This is a genomic window from Vibrio sp. GJ43-1, from assembly GCF_055808835.1.
The window spans coordinates 1,071,305-1,093,874 of sequence record NZ_CM147884.1; the positions used below are offsets into that span (position 1 = coordinate 1,071,305).

At 44.6% G+C, this 22,570-nt stretch carries 12 protein-coding genes, 1 tRNA gene and 4 pseudogenes; 11 read left to right on the forward strand and 6 right to left on the reverse strand.

Annotated features, from left to right (window positions below; all coding sequences use genetic code 11):
• Nucleotides 1–32 precede the first annotated feature (32 nt).
• Together smrA and AC0L66_RS05210 are read right to left on the reverse strand one after the other, a co-directional pair.
• The gene (gene smrA, locus AC0L66_RS05205; protein ID WP_265675934.1) at nucleotides 33–617 is read right to left on the reverse strand and encodes a DNA endonuclease SmrA; all 585 of its coding nucleotides are present in this window, start codon (nucleotides 615–617) and stop codon (nucleotides 33–35) included.
• A 199-nt stretch (nucleotides 618–816) separates the two neighbouring features.
• Nucleotides 817–957, reverse strand: coding sequence for a DUF3149 domain-containing protein (locus tag AC0L66_RS05210; protein WP_265675933.1), 141 nt, complete (start codon nucleotides 955–957; stop codon nucleotides 817–819).
• Between the two features lie 254 nt (nucleotides 958–1,211).
• Here AC0L66_RS05210 and AC0L66_RS05215 point away from each other — a divergent pair.
• Nucleotides 1,212–1,288 (forward strand) — tRNA-Pro (locus AC0L66_RS05215).
• Between the two features lie 210 nt (nucleotides 1,289–1,498).
• Here AC0L66_RS05215 and AC0L66_RS05220 read toward each other — a convergent pair.
• A complete protein-coding gene (locus AC0L66_RS05220; protein ID WP_473568601.1) occupies nucleotides 1,499–3,808 on the reverse strand; it encodes an immune inhibitor A domain-containing protein in 2,310 nt (769 codons plus the stop codon).
• Between the two features lie 167 nt (nucleotides 3,809–3,975).
• On the reverse strand, nucleotides 3,976–4,380 hold the full coding sequence (locus AC0L66_RS05225) for a hypothetical protein (RefSeq protein ID WP_473568603.1): 405 nt from the start codon (nucleotides 4,378–4,380) through the stop codon (nucleotides 3,976–3,978).
• 452 nt (nucleotides 4,381–4,832) lie between these two features.
• Here AC0L66_RS05225 and fdhF point away from each other — a divergent pair.
• From fdhF to AC0L66_RS05275, 10 genes and pseudogenes are all read left to right on the forward strand, one after another.
• Nucleotides 4,833–8,947: pseudogene (gene fdhF / locus AC0L66_RS05230) on the forward strand (formate dehydrogenase subunit alpha).
• Between the two features lie 495 nt (nucleotides 8,948–9,442).
• Nucleotides 9,443–10,900 (forward strand): protein adenylyltransferase SelO, encoded by a 1,458-nt coding sequence (locus tag AC0L66_RS05235; protein WP_473568605.1) that lies wholly within the window; start codon nucleotides 9,443–9,445, stop codon nucleotides 10,898–10,900.
• Nucleotides 10,901–11,061: 161 nt separating this feature from the next.
• Nucleotides 11,062–11,787, forward strand: coding sequence for a response regulator (locus AC0L66_RS05240; RefSeq protein WP_265675928.1), 726 nt, complete (start codon nucleotides 11,062–11,064; stop codon nucleotides 11,785–11,787).
• A 94-nt stretch (nucleotides 11,788–11,881) separates the two neighbouring features.
• A pseudogene (locus AC0L66_RS05245) lies at nucleotides 11,882–13,335 on the forward strand (ATP-binding protein).
• Nucleotides 13,336–13,473: 138 nt separating this feature from the next.
• Nucleotides 13,474–14,732: pseudogene (locus AC0L66_RS05250) on the forward strand (ABC transporter substrate-binding protein).
• Between the two features lie 390 nt (nucleotides 14,733–15,122).
• Nucleotides 15,123–16,652: an AMP-binding protein gene (locus tag AC0L66_RS05255; protein ID WP_473568607.1), complete on the forward strand. Its 1,530-nt coding sequence runs from the start codon at nucleotides 15,123–15,125 to the stop codon at nucleotides 16,650–16,652.
• Nucleotides 16,649–17,401, forward strand: coding sequence for a class I SAM-dependent methyltransferase (locus tag AC0L66_RS05260; RefSeq protein ID WP_473568608.1), 753 nt, complete (start codon nucleotides 16,649–16,651; stop codon nucleotides 17,399–17,401). Before AC0L66_RS05255 ends, AC0L66_RS05260 begins: the two co-directional genes overlap by 4 nt.
• Before the next feature lie 237 nt (nucleotides 17,402–17,638).
• Nucleotides 17,639–18,637: a TRAP transporter substrate-binding protein gene (locus AC0L66_RS05265; RefSeq protein ID WP_265675923.1), complete on the forward strand. Its 999-nt coding sequence runs from the start codon at nucleotides 17,639–17,641 to the stop codon at nucleotides 18,635–18,637.
• 78 nt (nucleotides 18,638–18,715) lie between these two features.
• Nucleotides 18,716–19,415: pseudogene (locus tag AC0L66_RS05270) on the forward strand (TRAP transporter small permease).
• Nucleotides 19,416–19,418: 3 nt separating this feature from the next.
• Nucleotides 19,419–20,780 (forward strand): TRAP transporter large permease, encoded by a 1,362-nt coding sequence (locus AC0L66_RS05275; RefSeq protein WP_473568610.1) that lies wholly within the window; start codon nucleotides 19,419–19,421, stop codon nucleotides 20,778–20,780.
• A 123-nt stretch (nucleotides 20,781–20,903) separates the two neighbouring features.
• Here the strand turns inward: AC0L66_RS05275 and AC0L66_RS05280 are convergent, their stop codons facing one another.
• Nucleotides 20,904–21,086 (reverse strand): hypothetical protein, encoded by a 183-nt coding sequence (locus tag AC0L66_RS05280; RefSeq protein ID WP_265675920.1) that lies wholly within the window; start codon nucleotides 21,084–21,086, stop codon nucleotides 20,904–20,906.
• Nucleotides 21,087–21,228: 142 nt separating this feature from the next.
• Nucleotides 21,229–22,569: a sigma-54-dependent transcriptional regulator gene (locus tag AC0L66_RS05285; RefSeq protein ID WP_473568611.1), complete on the reverse strand. Its 1,341-nt coding sequence runs from the start codon at nucleotides 22,567–22,569 to the stop codon at nucleotides 21,229–21,231.
• Nucleotide 22,570: the final 1 nt, after the last annotated feature.

Sequence of the window (22,570 nt, forward strand, 5' to 3'; positions counted from 1 at the left end):
CGTATTTTATACTCAAGTGAGTGACAAGTCACTTAACTCGTCCGTTTTTGATGACGTTCTCGGTTATCTAGCTTCTTTTCTTGGCTTTTTCGCAATAAAACGTACACCGCACCACTGCCACCATGAAATTGTTGAGCACTATGCACACACTGAACATCTCTAATTTGAGTAAGCCAATGGGCTAGGTAGCTCTTTATCAACGCTGGCGGATTAGAGCGCTCTCCCTTGCCATGTACGATAAGAAGGGTACGAATATCTAAACGCATACATTGTTGTAAAAACCCAATGACTTCATCTCTGGCTTGGCTCAGAGTTCGTCTATGTAAATCAAGTTTAGCTTGTAATGGATACTTGCCTAGACGAAGTTTACGGTAAACACCTTCTTGTACGCCATTGCGTTTGAATTCGATAATATCTTCTGGCTTGAGTGGTGGGGCAAAATCAAGGGACAAGTAATCTGGACATTGCTCTGATAGCCAAAGTGCAGCTTCTCGTTTCGCTAACTGTGCTTCGGAGGCTTGCAGCGGAGGCTTCTTGAATTCGATAGTATCGTTTGGCAATGGCTTAACATCACCCATCATTTGTTGGAATAGATCTAGGTCATTATCTTGAGACATAGCAGTATCTCGGATAGGTCACGACGCGTGAGGAAAAAGGATAAAGAGAGTATATACCAAGCGAGAGGTGGGGAAAAAGTACTTCGTGATGGAATAACGTGCAGTGAATAAAAGTCCGGAGTGAACAAGCGATTCACTCCGGTGCATAGCGGTTTCTATTCTTAGATGTTTCTGTTCTTAGAGTAGGAGCTAAGCGATTCTAGTGAGGAGATTCGTCATGCATTACTTTATAGATGAAGAAACCACCGTAAAACAACATAAGCCCTAAAGCACCAAAGATAACAATCATTGATGATAGACCTACAGCATTACCAAATAGGAGTTCAAGCCAAAATTCCATGTTTCCTCCAAAGTTGCGTGACAAATTTGATGCTACTGGTTGGCTAAAATAACGACACTGATCTGGATCAAATGGGAATAACTCGTTAAATATTTGTAGCCAACTGTGTGTGCTTAGTCACGGTTTTACGATTTTTGGTTGTTAGTTAAGCAAACAAACGCTTGGCACAAAAAAGATGTGCTAAATGACTTGCGTCAAAAAAAATAATCAGTAATATACCCATCCGTTGCTTAGGAAGACTTAACGCAACATCTCGGTGAATAGCGCAGCTTGGTAGCGCATCTGGTTTGGGACCAGAGGGTCGGGGGTTCGAATCCCTCTTCACCGACCATCTTTAAAAAAACCTCGCTTTTTAGCGAGGTTTTTTGCTTTCTGACATATCAAAAACTTTGAGTCAAAGAAGTGCACATGTGATCTGGTGGTCAGAGCCCAGTCGAATGGAAGCCCAGTCGTGAGGAAGCTTTCTTTATTGACCTCATTCTAAAGCCTCGTCATTTATGACGAGGCTTTTTTACGTCTGAAGTTTGTGATTAGTTTTGTATTACCAAACTTTAGATAGTTCCAGTGTGGCGTCACGACCGTTGGAGTGCTGGGCAACAACATTAAAAATTAAGCCGTATTGCGGCAATTGTTTCCCTGTGGCTGGTCGAATTGGGTTGGAATAATCCTCCCAATCAATAAACATCGGGTTTGCTACGATGTACGGGTCATGGAGTTGATTGCCGATGCGATCGAGTAAATTCATAATGGAACCCGCTTGGATGTTAAAGGCGGCATCTCGAACTTGATATCGCGTTGTTGCAGGAGTGCCATTACTCCAAATTTGCGGATTTCGGTCTGCGTCTACCACACCAAGCCACCCTTCTCCTGGGTGTTTCGTGACACCATTGTCGGTAAAGGAAGTATCGACATACCAAACGACCATGCCGGGATCAAAGCTCATTAAACTACCACTACGGTTGATATGCGCTAGGCCTTTATCCACACCTTGGTGTTGACGCCATTCCACTAAATAATAATGCTCATACTCAAATGAACCAGAGTTTCGTGTCATACCTAGCAAGGTGAGGCCAGGTTCTTCATTTTCTGCTGAAAACTGTTTAATGATGCCATTTTCACTAGTGACGCTGACATCATCAAACCAGAATCCATCATCGATATACCCCAGATCGGTAAAGTAGTTAAAGCTAATGGTAACGGATTGGCCTGCGTACGCAGACAAGTCGAACGTTGCTGGTTGCCAGCCACCAGATTGCCCGGTAAACCCAATGCCATGCCCGGTTTGAAATGGATCACTATCGGTGGTGATACTTCCAGCAATCGGTGCGCCATTGACGAGAACTCGTCCAAAATCGTAATCTTGTTCGATGCTGTAATGCACCATGAAAGAGAGCGTCGCCGTGCTGGCTTGAGTTAAATCAACCTCAAAGGATGCTAGCGTATTAAGGTTATTTCCTCGTCCTGAGAAATAAGCATGAGAACCAATAGGATCAATTTCTTTTACTGATTTATTAGGGAGCTCGACTTTAATTGCATCGAGCTTTTCATTTCGGTTTGCTGCGTGAGTAAGCTCAAAGCGTTGAGGTTGTGTGGTAAGCGCCTCAGAGGACACCGTTTTGACGTTGAACCAATTTCCGCCTAGAGAACGCTGAAGAAACTCCCGAGCCCATGGACTAAACGCCGTCGGTTCACTACCTGGAATGAGACCCGCCCATGAACCCGATGACATGATAGACCAGTAAGAAACGGGCTCTCCCGGGGTTGTGCCATATTCGTCTTGCCCATACACAGTGTCATATTCGTCAGGCAAGCCGAGATCATGGCCATATTCATGTGCAGCCACGCCGACAGCAGCGTCAATCGGTTGAATGGTATAGTCGTACGCCGCCATTAGCCCGTTCCAGTTTGGTACGGTCGCGGGAGAGTTCGGAAGAAGTTGTAAGCTTCCAAGGTTCCATCTATGGGACCAGATGGCATCTGAACCGAGGGCGCCGCCTCCTGCCTCTTGTCCAACTGCAGAGTGAAAAATCATCACATGGTCAACGAGACCGTCTGGTTCTCGTAAGTTTCCATCGCCATCGATGTCGTATCGATCTTCGAGATCAAAATCACTTAAATTGATATTGGGGTCTTTGTCGGCAGCGAGCAATGCCTCTCTAACGAGTGCTCGTGCATTAATATCATTAATTGAGCCGTTTTGCGCCCCGTAATAGGCGGCGGGGAATTGTGCAGTATACCAACCAGACACTTCGCCATATTGGCTATATGAGCCGCCACTTTGAGCTTCATAAAATTGCACCATTGATAGGAGTGTTTCTCCGTTACTGCCTACGTACCCCTGCCGCCCAAATAACATGTCAGCGTAGTGCGTCGCGGGGTAATCATCGTAGTAGTTGGATGTTTCATCGGCGGTGACGGTATTGACGGGGTAATCGGGGAACTCTATCAGTAGAGCGAGAACTTTGTCTTTTGTTATGGGCCCGTTCCATGCGCCTGCTTTGAGAACGGTGTGTACGCCTATTTCATTATTTGTCGCTGTACTTTCAGTCACTGTGAGTGGTGAGCGAGTCATCATTTGGCGTAAACGCTGATTTCTTCTCTGTTCATAGTCATCGAGAGCACCGGTGTCATTAAGGTGTTGGTGATGGTTCAAATGGTGATGCAGTGCTTGCTCTGCGTCTGCTTCTTCACTTGCGGCAAGTATTGTCGTGCCATTGAGTGCGTTTAATATATGCTCATGATTAATGGTATTGAGATCTATAGATCGTGTTGGTGCCACTGGGGCGGCAACGAGTAACGCTGGGGAAATGACTCCAGCGATACAAGTTGCGAGTAGCGTGATGCGGTTCATAACTGTTCCTTCGTTATAATAGTCGCAGCAATGCTAATGTAAGTGGTTAAGGAAAGGTTGCGTAAGTGCGTGTGTTTCGAGTTGCGATGTACAGATATGTAATTGATAGAAATCACTTACATTTTGATTGTGTGCAAACCGTTATTATTTGCAGGGGGACATCCCCCTTACGCGCTTGCTTGTGAATGAAAGCGGGCAAGTAATGACTCGATACCAAGCACGGCAAAAATAATAGCAAAGAAAGCGACAACGCCACCAAATGCGCCAGTAAAGGCGACGTGCTGGCCGAAAACGCTAGCAATGATACCCATAGCGGCAAACTTAGAGCCGACAAGGATTACGTAAGAAGAAATGCCGCGTTTTAGTTTAGGGAGCGTTTTATGGGTTAAGAAGTAAGACGCCATCACTTTTTCAAATGATATCGCGCCTTTTAGCATGCTAGCTAAAATGATAGATGCGAGTACAGCAACCTCTAAACTTGCAATGAAAACCCAATCCCAAGAAGCGTTTAGACTCAGCATAACGATGGTCGTGATAACGGTGCTTAATGCGATTTCTTTGAACATTTTCATTTTTATTCCTCGTGATGTTTTTAGTTGTTTTGTTGACGAGGAGGAGAATAGCAATGATAAAGAGTGGGTATTTACCATTATGCGCCACGTAAGATCTCGTTTTTAGGGTCGTATCGTTTATCCTTTTCAAATGTAGGGTTATACTTTAGTGAGTATGCTCCTATTTATAAATCTCTCTCAATGAGAGACCCCCAGAGAGCGCCAAGAATTCTTTTTTAAACTAGTTCGACCACTGTGCAACAAGCTTATTAATCAGAGCCTTACTGATGGTTCGTCATGCGTTTAATTCTTAAGTCCTTACCTATCGTGTGGACTTGTATGCACTGGTATGATTAATTGTCTCGCGATTATCAATCCAGTGTGGTTACTGAATAGCCTGGCAAAGTCACCGCTTTGCCAGAATGCATGACCTCAGTGGACGCGTTTCAGTGATTTAAAAGAGATAGTTCTATATGAATGTAACAATCAATGGTCAACCGTACCTACTGCGTGAGCGTAAAAGCATTTTAGATATCGCTAAAGATATTCACGTTGATGTCCCATCCCTTTGTTCTATTAGTCAGCATAACGATAAACAGTCGTGCGATTTGTGTGTGGTTGAAATCGTCGGGCAAGGTATCGTCAAAGCTTGCGAAACGGACATAGAAGATGGCATGACCGTTGTTACACAATCCGCTCAAATTAATACCCTTCGTCGCCAAGCGCTTAATCGTATCTTTGCCGATCATAATGCCGATTGTGAGGCACCTTGTAAGGTGGCGTGCCCTGCGCATGTTGATATCCAAACCTACCTTCATCATATTGCGCAAGATGATCACATTAAAGCGGTGGAAGTGATAAAAGACACGCTGCCGATGCCTATTTCAATAGGCCGAGTGTGCCCGGCGTTTTGTGAGCACGAGTGTCGTCGAAGTTTAGTTGACGAGCCTGTGGCGATTCGACAGTTAAAGCGCCATGCGGCTGATATTGACCTGTCTCTTAGCGAACAGTTCGAACCGGAAAAATTGCCGTATAACGGCCATCGAGTGGCGATCGTTGGTGCGGGACCGGGTGGTTTGGCGTGTGGTTACTACCTGAGTTATCAGGGCTTTGCGGTTGATGTCTTTGAGTCGATGCCAGAGGCGGGTGGTTGGCTACGTTATGGCATCCCAGAATATCGATTACCGAAACATATTTTAGATAAAGAAATTGAAGTTATGTGTCGTGGAGGAATGCGTCTCCACACCAACACGAAGTTGGGCAGTGACATGACGCTGGATGAGTTAACCGAAAATTACGAAGCGGTTTGCCTTGCTGTTGGCGCAACTAAGGCGGTAAACATGCCTTATCCCGGTTCGGACTTGTCAGGCTGCATACTTGGTGTGGATTTTCTTAAAGACATAATGACGAATCAAGCCTTTAAGGTTGGTAATAAAGTCGCCGTTATTGGCGGTGGTAATACGGCGATAGATTGTGCGAGAACCGCAATCCGTGAGGGCGCGGAGACGACGATTATTTATCGACGAACTCGCAATGAAATGCCGGCAGAATTACATGAAATTGAAGCGGCAGAATTGGAAGGGGTTAAGTTTCGATTTTTGACTAACCCAGTAGAAAATAGTGCGGACTCGCAAGGGCGAGTTAGCCATATTGAACTGGAAATTATGGAGCTAGGTGAGCCTGATAGTTCAGGGCGCCGACGTCCAGTATCCACAGGTAAAACAATAGTAGAGCCCTTCGATACGGTCATATCTGCTCTGTCACAAAAGCCTGAGACTGATTTTTTAAAGACAGGAAAATATGCTTTGCCACTGACCGATTGGGGGACGGCAGCCTCAGATTCGGATTCTATGCATCACGGTTACAATATCTATAGTATTGGTGATTTTAGGCGAGGTCCTGCGACGGCAATTGAAGCCATTGCTGATGGTAAGAAAGCCGCCGACGCGATTGAGCGGTTTATTTTGCAAGGGCACTTTAAGCCAACGCAAACGCCATTTAATAGCCACAAAGCAGAAAGAATCAGCTTAGTGCGACAAACTGAGTACTTGAAAGAGCACGCGAGACCGAGAGCGCAAGCCGAGCAGCTGGATGTTGAAGCGTGCCAAACCACCTATCAAGAAGTGGAGTTGGATATAGACGCGGAACGCGCCATTTCTGAAGCAGCGCGATGTCTAGAGTGTGGTTGCCAAGCTAATACCCAGTGCGACCTTCGGGATTATGCCACAGAATATCAGGTTGATTATCGTGAGATTGATATCAACGAACGCAAGATGTTTCCGGTAGACAAATCGAGTGAATTCATTGTATTTGATGCCAACCGTTGTATCAGCTGTGGCTCTTGTGTACATGCTTGCCAAACGGAATCAGTACACGGTATTTTGAATTTCTCAGAGTCGTCACATCGGCCAAGTTTTCCTGAGAATGCGTCAATGGGTGACAGTAATTGTGTGCAATGTGGCGCTTGTGTTCAAGTTTGTCCTACTGGAGCGCTGGTGGATAAGCGTGATAAATCCCATAGCCGAATAGAGATGCTAACGCCAGTCAAAACCATTTGTACGTATTGCGGCGTTGGCTGCCGAGTCGAGCTGTATGTGGATGCCGCAAGTAATACCATTCGTTATGTGAAAGGGGATAAAACCTCGCCAGTCAACCAAGGCATGTTGTGCGTAAAAGGGCGGTTTGGCTTTGATTTCATTGGCAGCGATGAGCGATTAACCACGCCGCTGATCCGTAAGTCAGGTCAGCTTCAGCCTGCATCTTGGCCGGAGACCATTGATTACGTTGCCAGTAAGTTTGCCAAAATTAAAGCGATGCATGGTAGTGATAGCCTTGCCGGATTCTCATCGGCAAAAACAACGAATGAAGATAACTATGCCTTTCAAAAGCTGCTACGCCGTGAGTTTGGCACCAACAATATCGATCACTGTGCGCGACTTTGTCACTCTTCCACCGTGACAGGGCTGGAGGCGGCGTTTGGTAGCGGGGCAATGACCAATGATATTCCGAGCATCAAACACTCGGATGTGATCTTTATTATTGGCTCAGATACCAGTGCGGCACACCCAATTATTGGGTCCCACATCAAACAAGCGGTCGCGAATGGCGCGACGCTAGTTGTTGCGGATCCAAAACGTATTGATATGGCTGATCATGCGAAGCTTTACCTGCGCCATCGTCCGGGTACCGATGTAATGTTACTCAATGCCATCATGCATCAAATCGTACTTAATGGTTGGCAAGACGAGGCGTATATTGCCGAACGAACGGAAGGATATGAGGCGCTACTCGCGGAGGTCAGTAAGCCAACCTATTCTTCAAGCAATGCAGAGCTGATTACTGGCGTACCAAAAGCAGACATTGAAAAAATGGCCAAGATAATCGGTACCGCAAGCGTGAGCTCAGTATTCTATTCAATGGGCATCACTCAGCATACAACAGGGCACGACAACGTTCGCTCGATCGCCAACTTACAAATGTTATGTGGAAATGTTGGCGTAGAAGGGGGCGGTATTAATCCACTTCGTGGCCAATCTAATGTGCAGGGCTCGTGTGATATGGGCGCATTGCCGACAGATTATCCTGGCTATCAAAAGGTGACACATCCTGATGTTCAAGAAAAGTTTGCTCAGGCGTGGCAAAGCGACACATTGCCTACCGAGCGAGGCTTGACGTTAACGGAAATTATTGATGCCGCTTGTGACGGTGACATGAAAGCCTTGTACGTTATGGGGGAAAACCCTGTGCTGAGCGACCCTGATCAAGCTCATGTACTTAAGGGGTTAAAAGCCTTAGATTTCCTAGTGGTTCAAGACATTTTCTTAACAGAAACTGCGGCGTTAGCGGATGTCGTCTTGCCATCATACTCGTTTGCAGAAAAAGCCGGGCACTTTACTAATACCGAAAGACGGGTACAGCGTTTAGTACCAGCAGTTAAAGCGCCGGGTGATGCTATGGAAGATTGGCGAATTATCCAAGATATTGCTAACGCGATGGGCGGTGAATGGAATTATCAAACGGTGCAAGATATTACCGAAGAAATTTCGCAGGTCACGCCTCAATACAAAGGGATTCGTTGGGAGTCGATAGGGGGAATGGTCTGCAATGGCCGTGTAATGATGTGAAGCCATTTGGTACGCGTATCATGCATAAAGACCAATTTATTCGTGGTAAAGGCGCCATGGCGGCGATAGCGTTTGAGTATGCGGCAGAGCTGCCGGACGAAGAGTTTCCGCTGACATTAACAACGGGGCGACTGCTCGAGCAATTCCATACCGGAACCATGACGAGAAAAACGAAAGGGTTAGATAATCTAGCGGGCCCACGGGTGATGATCAGTGTTGAAGATGCAGAGCGTCTTGATATCGCTAATGGTGAACCTGTCGTGTTGAGATCTCGCCGTGGGGAAATATCGGCGCCTGCATTTGTCACCAAGCGGATGCAAGCTGGTGTCGTATTTGTGCCGTTTCATTTTGCAGAATCGGCGGCGAATAAACTCACCAATACTGCAACGGATCCTTATGCCAAAATCCCGGAATTTAAGGTATCAGCGGTGCGTTTAGAAAAACAGCCCGAGTTTTCACACTAAAATGAGTGGTTGGCACGGAAATAAGGTTAATGATCGGTTTTGAATAGATAGAGGTTGTTTAATGCTCAAGCGAGAATTGGAATACACCCAATTCTCGCTTTTCTGTATGGTTATCGGGGTACTGATCGTGTTTAGTATTATTTTGTTGGTACGAATTCAAAGATTTGCATCAATAATATTGAAAAAATGGCCACTTCGTACTAAATTGTAATTGTAGTGTAATAAAAAGGAGAAATTGCCTATGCATCATGAAATGATCCAACATTCAAATTTTGGCGTTATTAGCCGTACTTGCTTATTTTCACTCGGTTCAGTGGTTGCCATTCTCGCGCTAATCTAACCCTACCTGCTTTCTTAGAGGACAGTTCAAATTCCAATTAAACATTGGCTTCTGGGTGCTCCTCTAGGCTAAAGACCCTTCTTTTTGTTGCTTTTTTATTACAATCTTATCGCTATACTCTAATTACACCATATTTGCTGTAAAAGGGTTTACCTATGTCGGTTTGGGATAGTATTCATCTCTCCACGCGCTTTACTGAATTTCCCGCGAGCTTTTATACTGCCGTGAATCCAACGCCGCTTTTGGCGCCGCAATGGGTGGCTTGGAATAGTGATCTTGCCACGCAGTTAAGATTGCCGCGACACGTTGATGATTACCCAGAGCTATTAGCAGTATTGTCTGGAACGGAGTCCATTGATTCTCTATCGCCGCTGGCAATGAAATACGCTGGACATCAATTTGGGGTCTATAACCCCGATTTAGGTGATGGTCGTGGATTACTCCTTGGTGAGATAGAAGACAAAAATGGTGTTTATCAAGACATTCATATTAAAGGGGCGGGGAAAACACCGTATTCTCGGATGGGAGATGGTCGGGCAGTACTTCGTTCAACGATTCGAGAGTATTTATGCAGTGAAGCCATGCATGGGCTAGGTATCCCAACAACCCGAGCATTGGGCATGATGGTCAGCGAGACTCCAGTCTATCGAGAGCGTGTTGAGCAGGGAGCTATGCTAGTGAGGGTTGCGGAAACGCATATTCGCTTCGGTCATTTCGAACATTTCTTTTACACCGGACAACATAGCGAACTAAAACTACTGCTAGATAAGGCGATTGAATGGTATTTTCCAGACGGTCTGAATCAGGCTCACCCTTATGCGTATTTTTTCAATCAAGTCGTGACAAAAACTGCGCAGATGATCGCCCAGTGGCAGTCGGTTGGTTTTGCTCATGGTGTGATGAATACCGATAACATGTCGGTGCTAGGACAAACGTTTGACTACGGACCGTTTGCTTTTCTCGATGACTATGAGCCGGGCTATATTTGCAATCACTCCGATTATCAGGGGCGCTATGCGTTTGACAATCAGCCTTCTATTGCGTTGTGGAACTTAACCGCTTTAGCACATGCATTGTCACCATTTATCGAGCGAGCGGAGCTGGATAACGTGCTTGAAGGGTTCACCGCTACCTTACAGAGCGAATACAGCCAAAAGATGCGCGCCAAGTTTGGTTTATTGACGAAACAGAGCGAAGACGGTGTGTTCTTCAATGATGCATTTGAATTTATTGAGCGTCATCAGGTCGATTTTACGCTGTTTTTTAGAACGCTTTCTAACCTAGATACCAGCGGAAAGACACCAGTACTGGACTTGTTCAGTGATAAAGCAGAAGCTGAAAAATGGTTGCAACGTTATCAGGCTCGGGCAACGCTAGAGCCGTTATCGGTTGATGAACGTTGTGATGGAATGCGCGCGGTAAATCCCAAATACATACTGCGTAATTATTTGGCTCAACAAGCCATCGAAGAGGCGGAGCAGGGCAACTTTCACTTAGTTAATACACTGTTCAAGGTATTAACAACGCCCTACGATGAGCATCCCGAATCAGCAGCGTTAGCTGCGCCCCCACCAAGCTGGGGGAAAAAAATGGAGATCAGTTGCTCTTCATAAAGTTGAATACTTTTTGTGCTATCAGTTTTTACATGGCTTGTTAAGTATCACTTTCGTGATCTTAGTCAAGATTCGTGTGTTACTTTTATTAATGAAGCGATGATAAATAAAACCACAAAGCCTTACACTATAGGCTGTGACGTAATCATTAAGGATTGGAAATGCAACCAAAGACACACATTCTTGTCGTAGATGACGATGAGGAGATCCGCTTATTACTTGATGAGTATTTGAGTAAATCGGGTTTTCAGGTCACCACAGCAGAAGATGGTGTTGAAATGGAGTTGTTCATCAAAGCGAAAGGCTATCCAGACTTAATTTTATTGGATGTCATGTTACCTGGTGATGATGGCTTTACGTTATGTCAACGTGTACGTCGTGACTCGCAAGTGCCGATTATTATGCTGACAGCCGTTTCAGATGAAACGGATCAGATTATTGGTCTGGAGATTGGCGCAGATGACTACATTGCTAAGCCATTCAGCCCTCGTCAACTGATGGCGCGTATTAAAGCGCTATTGAGACGAGCTCACATTCATGAAGATCGTGATGAACAGCCACCAAGAACGATTGATTTTGGTGACTGGCGTCTTGATACATTATCGCAACGTATGGTGAATCGGGTGACCAATCGCCATCATGATTTATCTGGTAGTGATTTTGCGTTATTGATGTTGTTTTTGTCTAAGCCCAATGAAGTATTGGATAGGGACACCATTTCATTTGCGACTCGCGGTAGAGAAGCGCTACCTTTTGAACGCGGGATTGATGTTCAATTGAGCCGAATCCGTAATAGGCTAGGTAAAAGTACCGAGTTCCCACATTACATTAAAACGATGCGTGGTAATGGTTATATTCTTTCCGTTGCGGTTGAGTATGGGTATTAGTCGCTGGTGAATGTAACCGTTGTTCATGATGAATGGCGGTAAGCCAAGATTGCATTAAGCTAGAATAGCACTAAGTTAAAATGGTGAAACCCTGATGTCTCGTTCCCGCTGGTTAAGACGCTTTAACCTCAATACTTTAGTTGCCCGCACATTGTTATTAACCCTGTTAGCAGTAGTCTGCTCACAGGGCGTTCTAACCGCTATCTGGTATCAAAAAACCAAGCAAGATGAACTGGCGGGCATCCGAGATACCTCTGCCAGCATGGCCAACATGTTTGCATCGACGGTGACTTTTTTCAAAAGTTGCCCATCAAATACCGACATATTGTTCTAGACCAAATCCGTAATATGGGTGGCACACGCTTCTTCGTATCGTTTAATAAAGAAGAGCTGATCGTCGACCCGATTCCAGATACCCCGTTAAAGCTGGCCTCGATGACATCGGTCAGCGACGTATTGAATGAAAAACTACCATCGATTCAAGCGGTTAGTGTTGAGTTCTCCAAAGCGGAAAATTTAAGATTATTAAAAAACGATATTTTTCTCAATGACTTACCCAAGTCATGGGCGCACCATACACTCACGCTTGGACCGCTTGATCCTCCAGTGCTGGTTGTACAGTTAAAAATTGCCCAAGGCGAATGGTTATATATCGCAGCCTTGTTACCGTCTCCGTATATCCAGCTCGATGATACGATGTTGACTCAAGATCAAATGGTGTTTTTGATCACCTCTACCACATTGCTATTGCTGCTGACTTTTTTACTGGTTCGAGCGCAGGTGAAACCGTTAAGGCGTCTAGCAAAAGCGGCGAATGATATGAGCATGGATATTGACCAGCCGCCACTTATTGAACAAGGCGCGACAGAACTTGTGACGGCAACTCGGGCCTTTAATCGCATGCAGACGCGTATTCGTAAGTACATTGCCGATCGTGAACATCTGTTTTCGTCGATTTCTCATGATTTAAAAACGCCAATTACGCGATTGCGATTGCGTGCCGAGTTGCTTGATGATGACGCTAAGCGTGACAAGTTCAATCTTGATCTCGATGAACTCGAAATGATGGTAAAAGGTGCGCTGCAGTGCGTTCGTGACACGGATTTGCATGAAAACAACGCTTATATCGACCTTAATGAGATTATCCGTAGTGTGTCTGAAATGCATAACCAAGTGCATACGCTAGTATCGGTCACTTCCGAGCCGATTGAACCGTTTATTGCCAAACCACTTGCGATTAAGCGAGTGCTAACCAACTTAGTGGATAACGCGGTTAAGTACGGGGATAGAGCGTTCATTAACGTTGAAGAAACACCGAATTGGATAATCGTGACGATTCAAGACAAAGGGCCGGGTATCCCGAAAGAGAAAATTGAAGCGGTTTTTGAGCCGTATGTGAGATTGGCAACAGATAAAGATGGGCATGGCTTGGGACTTGGGATATGCCGCAGTATTCTCCACGGCTTAGGCGGGGACTTAATCATGCGAAACGCAGATGTTGGCGGCCTAGAGGTACAAGTCTTCATCCCGCCAAACTTAGAAGCTTAGTAATAAACTTAGAAGCTTAGTAAAAACTAGAAGCTTAGTTATAAACTAGAAACTTAGTGAAAACCGATGAACTTCTATCTATTTCACCCTAGACAGCTCGTGGACTGCGAGTGTTGTACGACGACGATGTGAACGACAATGAGAATAAACAAACTGTTATTGACGCTAGCACTGAGTACACCTGCATTGCTGCCCCACCTTTCCTATGCAGGAGAGGTGGAGGTGCTTCACTGGTGGACATCTGGTGGTGAAGCAAAAGCAGTACAGCCGTTAAAATTCAGTCTTGAAAAGCAGGGGCATACCTGGAAGGATTTTGCTGTCGCTCGGTGGTGGCGGTGAAACGGCGATGACGGTACTCAAAACGCGCGCCGTATCAGGTAATCCGCCATCCGCAGCCCAAATAAAAGGCCACGATATTCAAGAGTGGGGAAGCCTTGGCTTTTTAACCAATTTAGATGATGTTGCGGCAGCGGGAGATTGGGATGCAATAGTTCCGAAAATCGTTACCGATATAATGAAATTTAATGGTGAATATGTCGCTGTTCCTGTGAATATTCACCGAGTCAATTGGTTGTGGGCAAACCCAGCGGTACTAAAAAAAGCCGGGGTGAGTGTGCCTACCACTCTAGATGAGTTTTTTGTTGTCGCTGAAAAGATTAAGTCGGCTTGGTTACTTACCATTATCAAATGGCGTCGGCTCTTGGCAAGATGCGACCATGTTTGAAACGATCGCCTTAAGTGTTCTGGGAACAGAAGGTTATACAAAGGCATTTGTTGAGCTTGACCTAGAAATGTTGGCCAGCGATAAAATGGTAGAAGCGCTCGTCAAGTTCAAGAAATTGCGCGACTATATGGACAGCGACGCACCAGAGCGTCAATGGTATAAAGCGACTTCTATGGTCGCCAACGGTGAAGCGGCAATGCAGATAATGGGTGACTGGGCAAAGGGTGAGTTTATTGCTTTAGGTAAAGTACCTGGTAAAGACTTTATTTGTGCGCCAGCACCGGGTACGGCGGAGCAGTTTACTTACAACATTGATAGTTTCGCCTTTTTTGATTTAAAAGACAGTGGTGATGTGGATGCCCAGAAAGCACTTGCCGCCGCAATCTTAGACAAAAACTTTCAAGAAACCTTTAATCTAAAAAAAGGTTCACTACCTGCCAGAACGGATTTAGACATGTCTAAGTTCGACCAATGCTCACTGGATTCATTGGCGAGTTTTAAAATGGCAGAAAGGAGCGGTGATCTGGTGCCGAGTGTGTCACAAGGAATGGCGACAACGAGTTACGTGCAAGGTGCTATCTTCGATGTCGTGACAGACTTTTTTAATGACCCAAATGCCGATGCTAAAAAGACTGCGAAGAAGCTAGCCAAAGCGGTAAAAGCGGCGATTTAGGTAAGTAGCGGGGTGTTCGAGTGTTTTATTTAGCACTTAATACCTCTTTTAGTCGCACTTATTATCTGAAATCGGGTCTGAAGTCGGAATTAGTACCCCTTAAGTCTTCTGACGATAAGTGAATCACTAAAACTCTGGAATTACCTTCGATAATAAATGGTATTATCTTGGACTGTAGGTGGTGATTTGTATTAGTTATTGCTTGTTAATAGGGGGAATAATATTGGCGTTTTCTGGGCTGTACTATTTTTATGCTAACGAGCTGTTTGTAACTTACAATGTTGTTGGTTTCCTGGTTATTTGAAATGTCTACAAGGTATGATAATTACAAAAGACCTATATATTAAGTGAGTATAAACTCCATAGCTCACTTCGCTATATAGGTAACATATGAACACGTTTATTGAATCTCTTATTCAAAGTTCCTCAGAGGATAATAATACAGTTCTTATTGATGCTGCGTTAGGAAAGGAATATATAGCGTCTGAGTTATTGGCGTGCAGTAGACAAGTAGCGGGTCGTTTATGGGCGTCTGGTGTACGTCAAAATGACCATGTAATCGTGTCTGTGCCAGCCTCACTTGATTATTACTCAATTCTATATGGTTGCTTTATGATTGGCGCCATTCCAAGTTTGGTAGATGTTAGCCAGAAAAAGAGCCAACTTGTCGAGTGTATTGACGAGCTAAAGCCAGTTTTATGGCTTAGTGATAAGAAAATCGAAGGGTTCACGACTTGTTCATCAATAGAATTATGGGCGATAGATCCATCGGACTATCCTGAAGTCATGGTTTCTGATTCAACTGAGTGTTTATTACTGTATACGACGGGAACGACGGGAACACCGAAAGGCGTTCCATGGACTATTGGACAGTTGAAGTCACAGGCGCAAGAGTTAAATAAAATTCATAAATTGGTTGATAAAGAATTTGTATTGTTTCCATACCTAGCTCTGGCGTGTATCTATAACAATAGAAAAGCTATTATTCCTGAGACTAACTCTCTACAGCCTAATCTTATGCCTATTAGCAATATCTTGCATCAAATGGAGCGTTATGGATGTCAATATATATTCGCATCACCAGCGTTTTGGGTTCGTGTTATTGAGTGCCTAGAAACCCAATCTCATAGCCTTGATTATATAAAAATAATATCGACAGCGGGAGCATCTTTGAATTTAAATATGTTGAGAAAGTTGAACTCGTTACTAAATAAAGGCGATATTTATATTCCTTATGCAAGTACTGAGGCATTACTTCCACTTACGATGATTCGTTATGAAGACTTTAAAACATTATCACTAGACAAGACTGCGCAGGGGATGGGAATCCCATTAGGTACCGCGTGTGATGGCATTCAAGTGAAGGTGATATCAGTAGACTGCAATTCAGCTCTATCGCTCCCTCTGAAACCTAATACAATCGGTGAGATCATCGTTGCTGGTGAACGGGTAACAAGTAAATATTTTAGAAAACCAGATTTGACAAAACGATCAAAGGTACGCATTCCTGAGAGTGATCTTACTTGGCATAAAATGGGGGATATTGGATACGTTGATGATCATGGTGTTGTGTGGTTTATGACTCGCAAAAAGTACGCTATTTCATACGGCGATAATTATTTTTGTCCTGACGCGATAGAGCAGTTTATAAACTTACATACCGGAATTAGTGCCAGTGCTGTTATTTGTGATAATAATCAGCATGTTACGGTAGTTGTACCTAAGTCCGAACAAGGATTCGTAAATATTGATGTCATCAAAGAGAAGCTTTTGGGTTTAGGGTATGCGTCGTCGAATATTATGCTTTATCCCTCTTTATTGCCGACCGATAAGCGACATAACAGCAAGATAGATAGAGATCGCTTGAAATCTTGGAACGATGGTGAGTACCAATACGAAGAGCGAGAGGGTGCCCTGTGAAGCCTTTGTCATTCCCAGCCCAAATTGATTATTATTTAGATGCAGTGACCTGCAGGGATACCCTCATAGAATCGTTAGAGTCCATTATAAAACCTTATCGTTTTGGCCGTGTCTTAGATTGCTCGGTAGGCACTGGTTTTGGTGTTATCGATTTAATTAGAACGGGTCATAATATTGTCTGCTCGGATGCATGTAGTGACATGTTACGTCGGTTTAGTGAAAACGCGCATAGAGATAATGTGCAAACGAGTCCCCTAAAAATTCAGTGGGATGAATTGGGCTATAAATTGCCAGAGTCCTTCGATTTAGTTTTATGTCGAGGGAATTCAATCGTTTATTCTGATATGTGGGAGTCACATCAGATGTTGGGAGATCTTAATGGTGTTAAAAAAGCGATTAATGGGATCTATAAAGCGATAAGAAACGATGGGTGTTTATATATCGATATTCCTTCAGAGAAACACTTTAATTTCGATGCACCATTGGTGATTGAGCACGAAGAGAAATCAGTCAATTGCCTACCAGTACGAGTAAGAGAAAAGATAACTCACGATGAGGCGTCGTTGAAACGTAAGTGGGACGTAGATATTTCAATCGCTGGAGACGTATATAAATTCACTAAATATTCGCATTTAATAAAAGAAAACACATTTATATCTATGCTAAAACAAGCAGGGTTGAGAAGAGTTGAGCGCGTAGAAAGCTGTCAATATCGGGCTCACTACTGTGAATTAGTTGCATACAAGTAATCTACCGTTCTAATAAAAAAGCACAGATAGTAACAGTACGAAATGAGTCATTGTTTACCCTTTCTAACGTAATTGATGGGTCATTTCCCCCCATTTTCTTAGTCCATTTCGGATCTTAGATATAAATATAAACTTAAACTACTGAAATATAAATACATTTTATGGTTGGCATTCAACTTGCTCTATAGAAGTATCAGTACCCATTGAAGGGACTGCTTCAATCCAAGGAGAATAAGAATGTTAAAGCCTCTATCCCTACTTACGGTTTCCATCCTGTCTGTGGCGAGTTTCAATGCGGCCGCCAATTGCGATCCGGGTGAAATTGTTATTAAGTTTAGTCATGTAACGAATACCGACAAACACCCAAAAGGCATCGCGGCATCGTTACTTGAAGAGCGTGTGAATACCGAGATGAACGGCAAGGCGTGTATGCAGGTTTTTCCAAACTCGACACTTTATGATGATAATAAAGTGCTCGAAGCCATGCTAAATGGTGATGTACAACTCGCTGCACCATCGCTATCAAAATTTGAAAAGTTCACGAAAAAATACCGCATTTTTGATCTCCCCTTTCTATTTGAAGACGTGAACGCCGTAGACCGCTTCCAGAACTCAGAATCTGGTGACAAGCTAAAAAATGCCATGAAGCGCCGAGGCTTACAAGGTCTGGCGTTTTGGCATAACGGTATGAAGCAAATGTCAGCCAATAAACCGCTATTGGTGCCAGAAGATGCGAAAGGGCTAAAGTTCCGTGTTCAGGCATCCGATGTATTAGTGGCGCAGTTTGAACAGCTTGGTGCAAACCCACAAAAAATGTCATTTAAAGAAGTGTACGGTGGCTTGCAGACCAAGGTTATCGATGGGCAAGAGAACACATGGTCGAACATTTACGGCAAAAAGTTTTTTGAAGTTCAAGATGGTGTGACTGAGACTAACCACGGTATTTTGGACTATTTAGTTGTGACGTCGAATGATTTTTGGAAAGGGCTACCCGACGATGTTCGCGACCAGCTTGGCACTATCATTAAAGAAGTGACAGAGACGCGCAATGCGGAATCCAGTCAGGTCAACTTAGCTAACAAAAACAACATCATTGAAGCGGGTGGGGAAGTTCGAACGTTAACGCCCGAACAGCGTCAGCTGTGGGTAGAAGCGCTACAACCTGTGTGGGCAAAGTTTGAGAAAGATATCGGCTCGGAGCTGATAGAGGCTGCGCAGGCGTCAAACCAACAGTAATACCATCAAACCCAAGTTTGGCCTTGTTCACGCAAGGCCAACTTCTCTTCTCCCTATTTATAAAAAGTGATGGTTCACATGGAACAATCAATAACGACAAAAATCGGTAAGGTGACCGATGCATTTGAAGAAGCGTTGATCGCCTTTTTTCTTGGTGCGATGACGCTGCTGACTTTCGCCAATGTTATTTCTCGTTATGTGTTTAACGACAATATTCTTTGGGCACTTGAATTAACCGTCTTTATGTTCGCGTGGATGGTACTGGTTGGCGCGTCGTATGGTGTTAAAAAACATTTTCATATTGGCGTGGATGTCATCATCAATATGGTATCCGTCAAGTGGCGTAAAATGTGCGCCATTATCGCGGTACTGAGTTGCTTAACGTTTTCGATACTGCTGCTAATCGGCTCTTGGAATTATTGGTATCCATTTGTCACCGAGCGAGCGTGGTATGAAACCGACGATATCCCTATGCCTGAGATGTTGCAATTTTTGGCGGATTGGCTCAATGAAGGCGAGCGTTACGAGAAACTGCCTCGATTCATCCCTTACATGGCGCTACCAATTGGCATGGCAATGCTGACTTATCGTTTCTTGCATGTTGCTTATCAGGTGGTGACAGGAAAAATGGATCGCATGATTGCCTAGTCACGAAGCCGAAGAAGACTTAGAGGCGCTAAAGGCTGAGATGGCTGAAGATAACGCCTTCGAAAATATAGCAGCCAGTGAATCTAGTAAGCACAGTACGTTAGGCAATACCAAGGATAAGGGGCAGTAACCTATGGCGATTTTATTTCTATTTTTAATGGTTATTGCTTTCATGCTGGTGGGCGTGCCAATTGCCATCTCACTAGGCTTATCGAGCATTTTGTTTTTGTTAATGCATTCCGATGCGTCTTTAGCCTCGGTGGCTCAAACGTTATTTAATGCCTTTGCTGGTCACTATACGCTGCTAGCGATCCCGTTCTTTATCTTAGCATCCAGCTTTATGTCTACTGGTGGCGTGGCGAAGCGTATTATTCGTTTCGCTATTGCAATGGTCGGGTCATTTCGTGGTGGTTTGGCCATGGCGTCGGTTGTTGCGTGCATGATGTTTGCCGCGCTATCTGGGTCGTCCCCGGCTACCGTAGTTGCTATTGGTAGTATCGTTATTGCAGGGATGATTAAAAATGGTTACACCAAAGAGTTTGCTGCTGGCGTTATTTGTAATGCAGGGACACTAGGAATACTGATTCCACCTTCGATCGTGATGGTAGTTTATGCTGCGGCGACGGATGTATCCGTAGGACGAATGTTTTTGGGTGGGGTGATTCCGGGACTGCTTGCAGGGTTAATGTTGATGATTGCCATTTACATTGCTGCAAGAGTAAAAGGATTACCTAAGCAACCTTTTGTCGGCTGGAAAGAAGCCTTTGATGCTGCCAAAGATGCAAGCTGGGGCTTGTTATTGGTGGTGATCATCTTAGGTGGTATTTATGGCGGTATCTTCACACCAACGGAAGCCGCGGCTGTTGCCGCTGTGTATTCATTTCTGATTGCGAATTTTATTTATAAAGATATGGGGCCGTTTGCTGATAAAGAAAATCGCCAACCAGTTATCGTGAAAATTGTGCAGACCTTTGTACACAAAGATACCAAAAACACGCTTTATGAAGCAGGGAAGCTGACAATCATGTTGTTGTTCATTATCGCCAATGCGCTGATATTGAAGCATGTGTTAACAGAAGAACGCATCCCGCAGATGATCACTGAATCGATGCTGTCAGCAGGGCTGGGACCGATTACCTTCCTTATTGTGGTCAACATTCTGTTATTGCTTGGTGGGCAATTCATGGAACCTTCCGGGCTTCTGATTATTGTCGCGCCATTGGTTTTCCCAATTGCAATAGCGCTTGGTATTGATCCTATTCACCTAGGGATCATGATGGTGGTGAATATGGAAATAGGCATGATTACTCCGCCAGTGGGATTAAACCTATTTGTCACGGCTGGTGTGGCAAAGATGTCGATGATGGGCGTGGTCAAAGCGGCGTTGCCTTGGGTTGGCGTGATGTTCTTATTCTTAATTATCGTGACGTATGTCCCTTGGGTGTCAACGTGGTTACCAACGTTACTCATGGGCCCTGAAATTATTACTAAATAGGCGTCACACTTGAGCGTGAACTCAAGCAGAAACAAGATGACTACCAGTACAACTAGACTGCGTAAAATAGGTCAACACACCGCTGTTCAGTGCTTGGCTGTACATAACAGATGGCGAGGAAGGTTACACTTCCTCGTCAATGTGTTTGATATGCGCGGTGCGTGGATCGGGTTGCGAACGACGCTCATAAAATACGCGTTGGTTACGCTGAGTTCGTCGGTCAGTGTATTCTCGTTGCTCGACATAATAGACGCCATCAATTTCAATGGTCTCGGTAATGGCGGGAACCGTGGTTTTTTCACCCATGCGCGACCTCTCTTTTGTTAATAAATTGTTGCTGTTATTTTCAGTATAGAAGTCGATAAATAGATTTCGAGCTTATTTTCGTCACTATTATGTTGCTTAGCAATAAAGGGAGAGAAAGGTAGCTATTGATGTGCACGTCCGCCTATTCATTTTTGTAGTCGTTTTTATCTAGCCCATATTTTTGCATTTTGTCGTAAAGCGTTTTTCGAGCGGTCTGCAGTACGTTCATGGTGTCGTTTATTTTGCCATCACAGCTTGCTAGCGCCTGTTCAATCAGCGCTTTTTCAAAATCGGCGACTTGGGTGGTGAGTGGCGAATCGGTAGGCTCTTGATTAGGCTCAGCCAAGTTACTTAACTTTCCTAACAGTACAAACCGTTCCGCACAGTTGCGCAGTTCTCTCACATTTCCTGGCCAGTCTTGACTCATCAATGCTTGTAGATCGGTGGCAGGCAGAGCGTTGGAAGCTTTGCCATAGCGAGCGGCGGCAACCAACAAGAAGTGATGAAATAGCGCAGGTATGTCTTCCTTACGCTGCCTCAATGGTGGGAGTTGTAGCGTGACGACATTCAGCCGTAGGTAGAGGTCTTCACGAAAGGTACCTTGAGCAGCGGCTTTTTTGAGGTCCACCTTAGTGGCGGCGATGACTCGGATGTCTAGCGGCACTAAATTGTTGGAGCCGACACGTTCTATCACTCTCTCCTGTAATACTCTGAGAAGACGGATTTGTGCTTGTATTGGCATTGACTCAATCTCATCAAGAAACAGCGTGCCTCCTTGAGCGTGTTCGAACTTCCCAATGCGTGCAGAATCAGCACCTGTGAATGCACCTTTTTCATGGCCGTATAGTTCACTTTCTATTAGGTTTTCAGGTACCGCGCCACAGTTGACGGCGACAAAATTTGCATCGCGTCGTGCGCTTTGTTCATGTAAAGAGCGAGCGACCAGTTCTTTACCCGTTCCGGTTTCGCCAAACAACAAAATGTCTGCGCTGGTGTCGGCCACGGCAGTAATGGTGTGCCTTAATTCTTGAATAATATTCGTGTCACCAATAATTCTTGGCCCTAGGGTTTGACTGACTTTTAGTGACTGCTTTAAGCGTTCATTTTCTAGAGTCAACTGCTGTTTCTCAATGGCACGCAACGTAGTTTCAATAAGCCTATCGGCAGAGAATGGCTTTTCAATAAAGTCATAGGCACCCTCTTGGATTGCCTGCACCGCCATGGAGATATCGCCGTGGCCTGTGATTAAAATAACCGGAATAGCATGATGTTGGTGAGTAATGGTTCTGAGCAAATCCATGCCGGATAAGCCGGGCAGACGAATATCGGAAATAATTGCCAGCGGAGGGGGCTGATCTTGAAGTGCTAGCAGCGCATCTTCAACTGAAGAAAAACACTGCGCATTGATATCAGCCAATTCAAAGCTTTGCTGCAAAGCGATGCGGATATCGGTTTCATCGTCGATAAAAAACACATGGCTCATA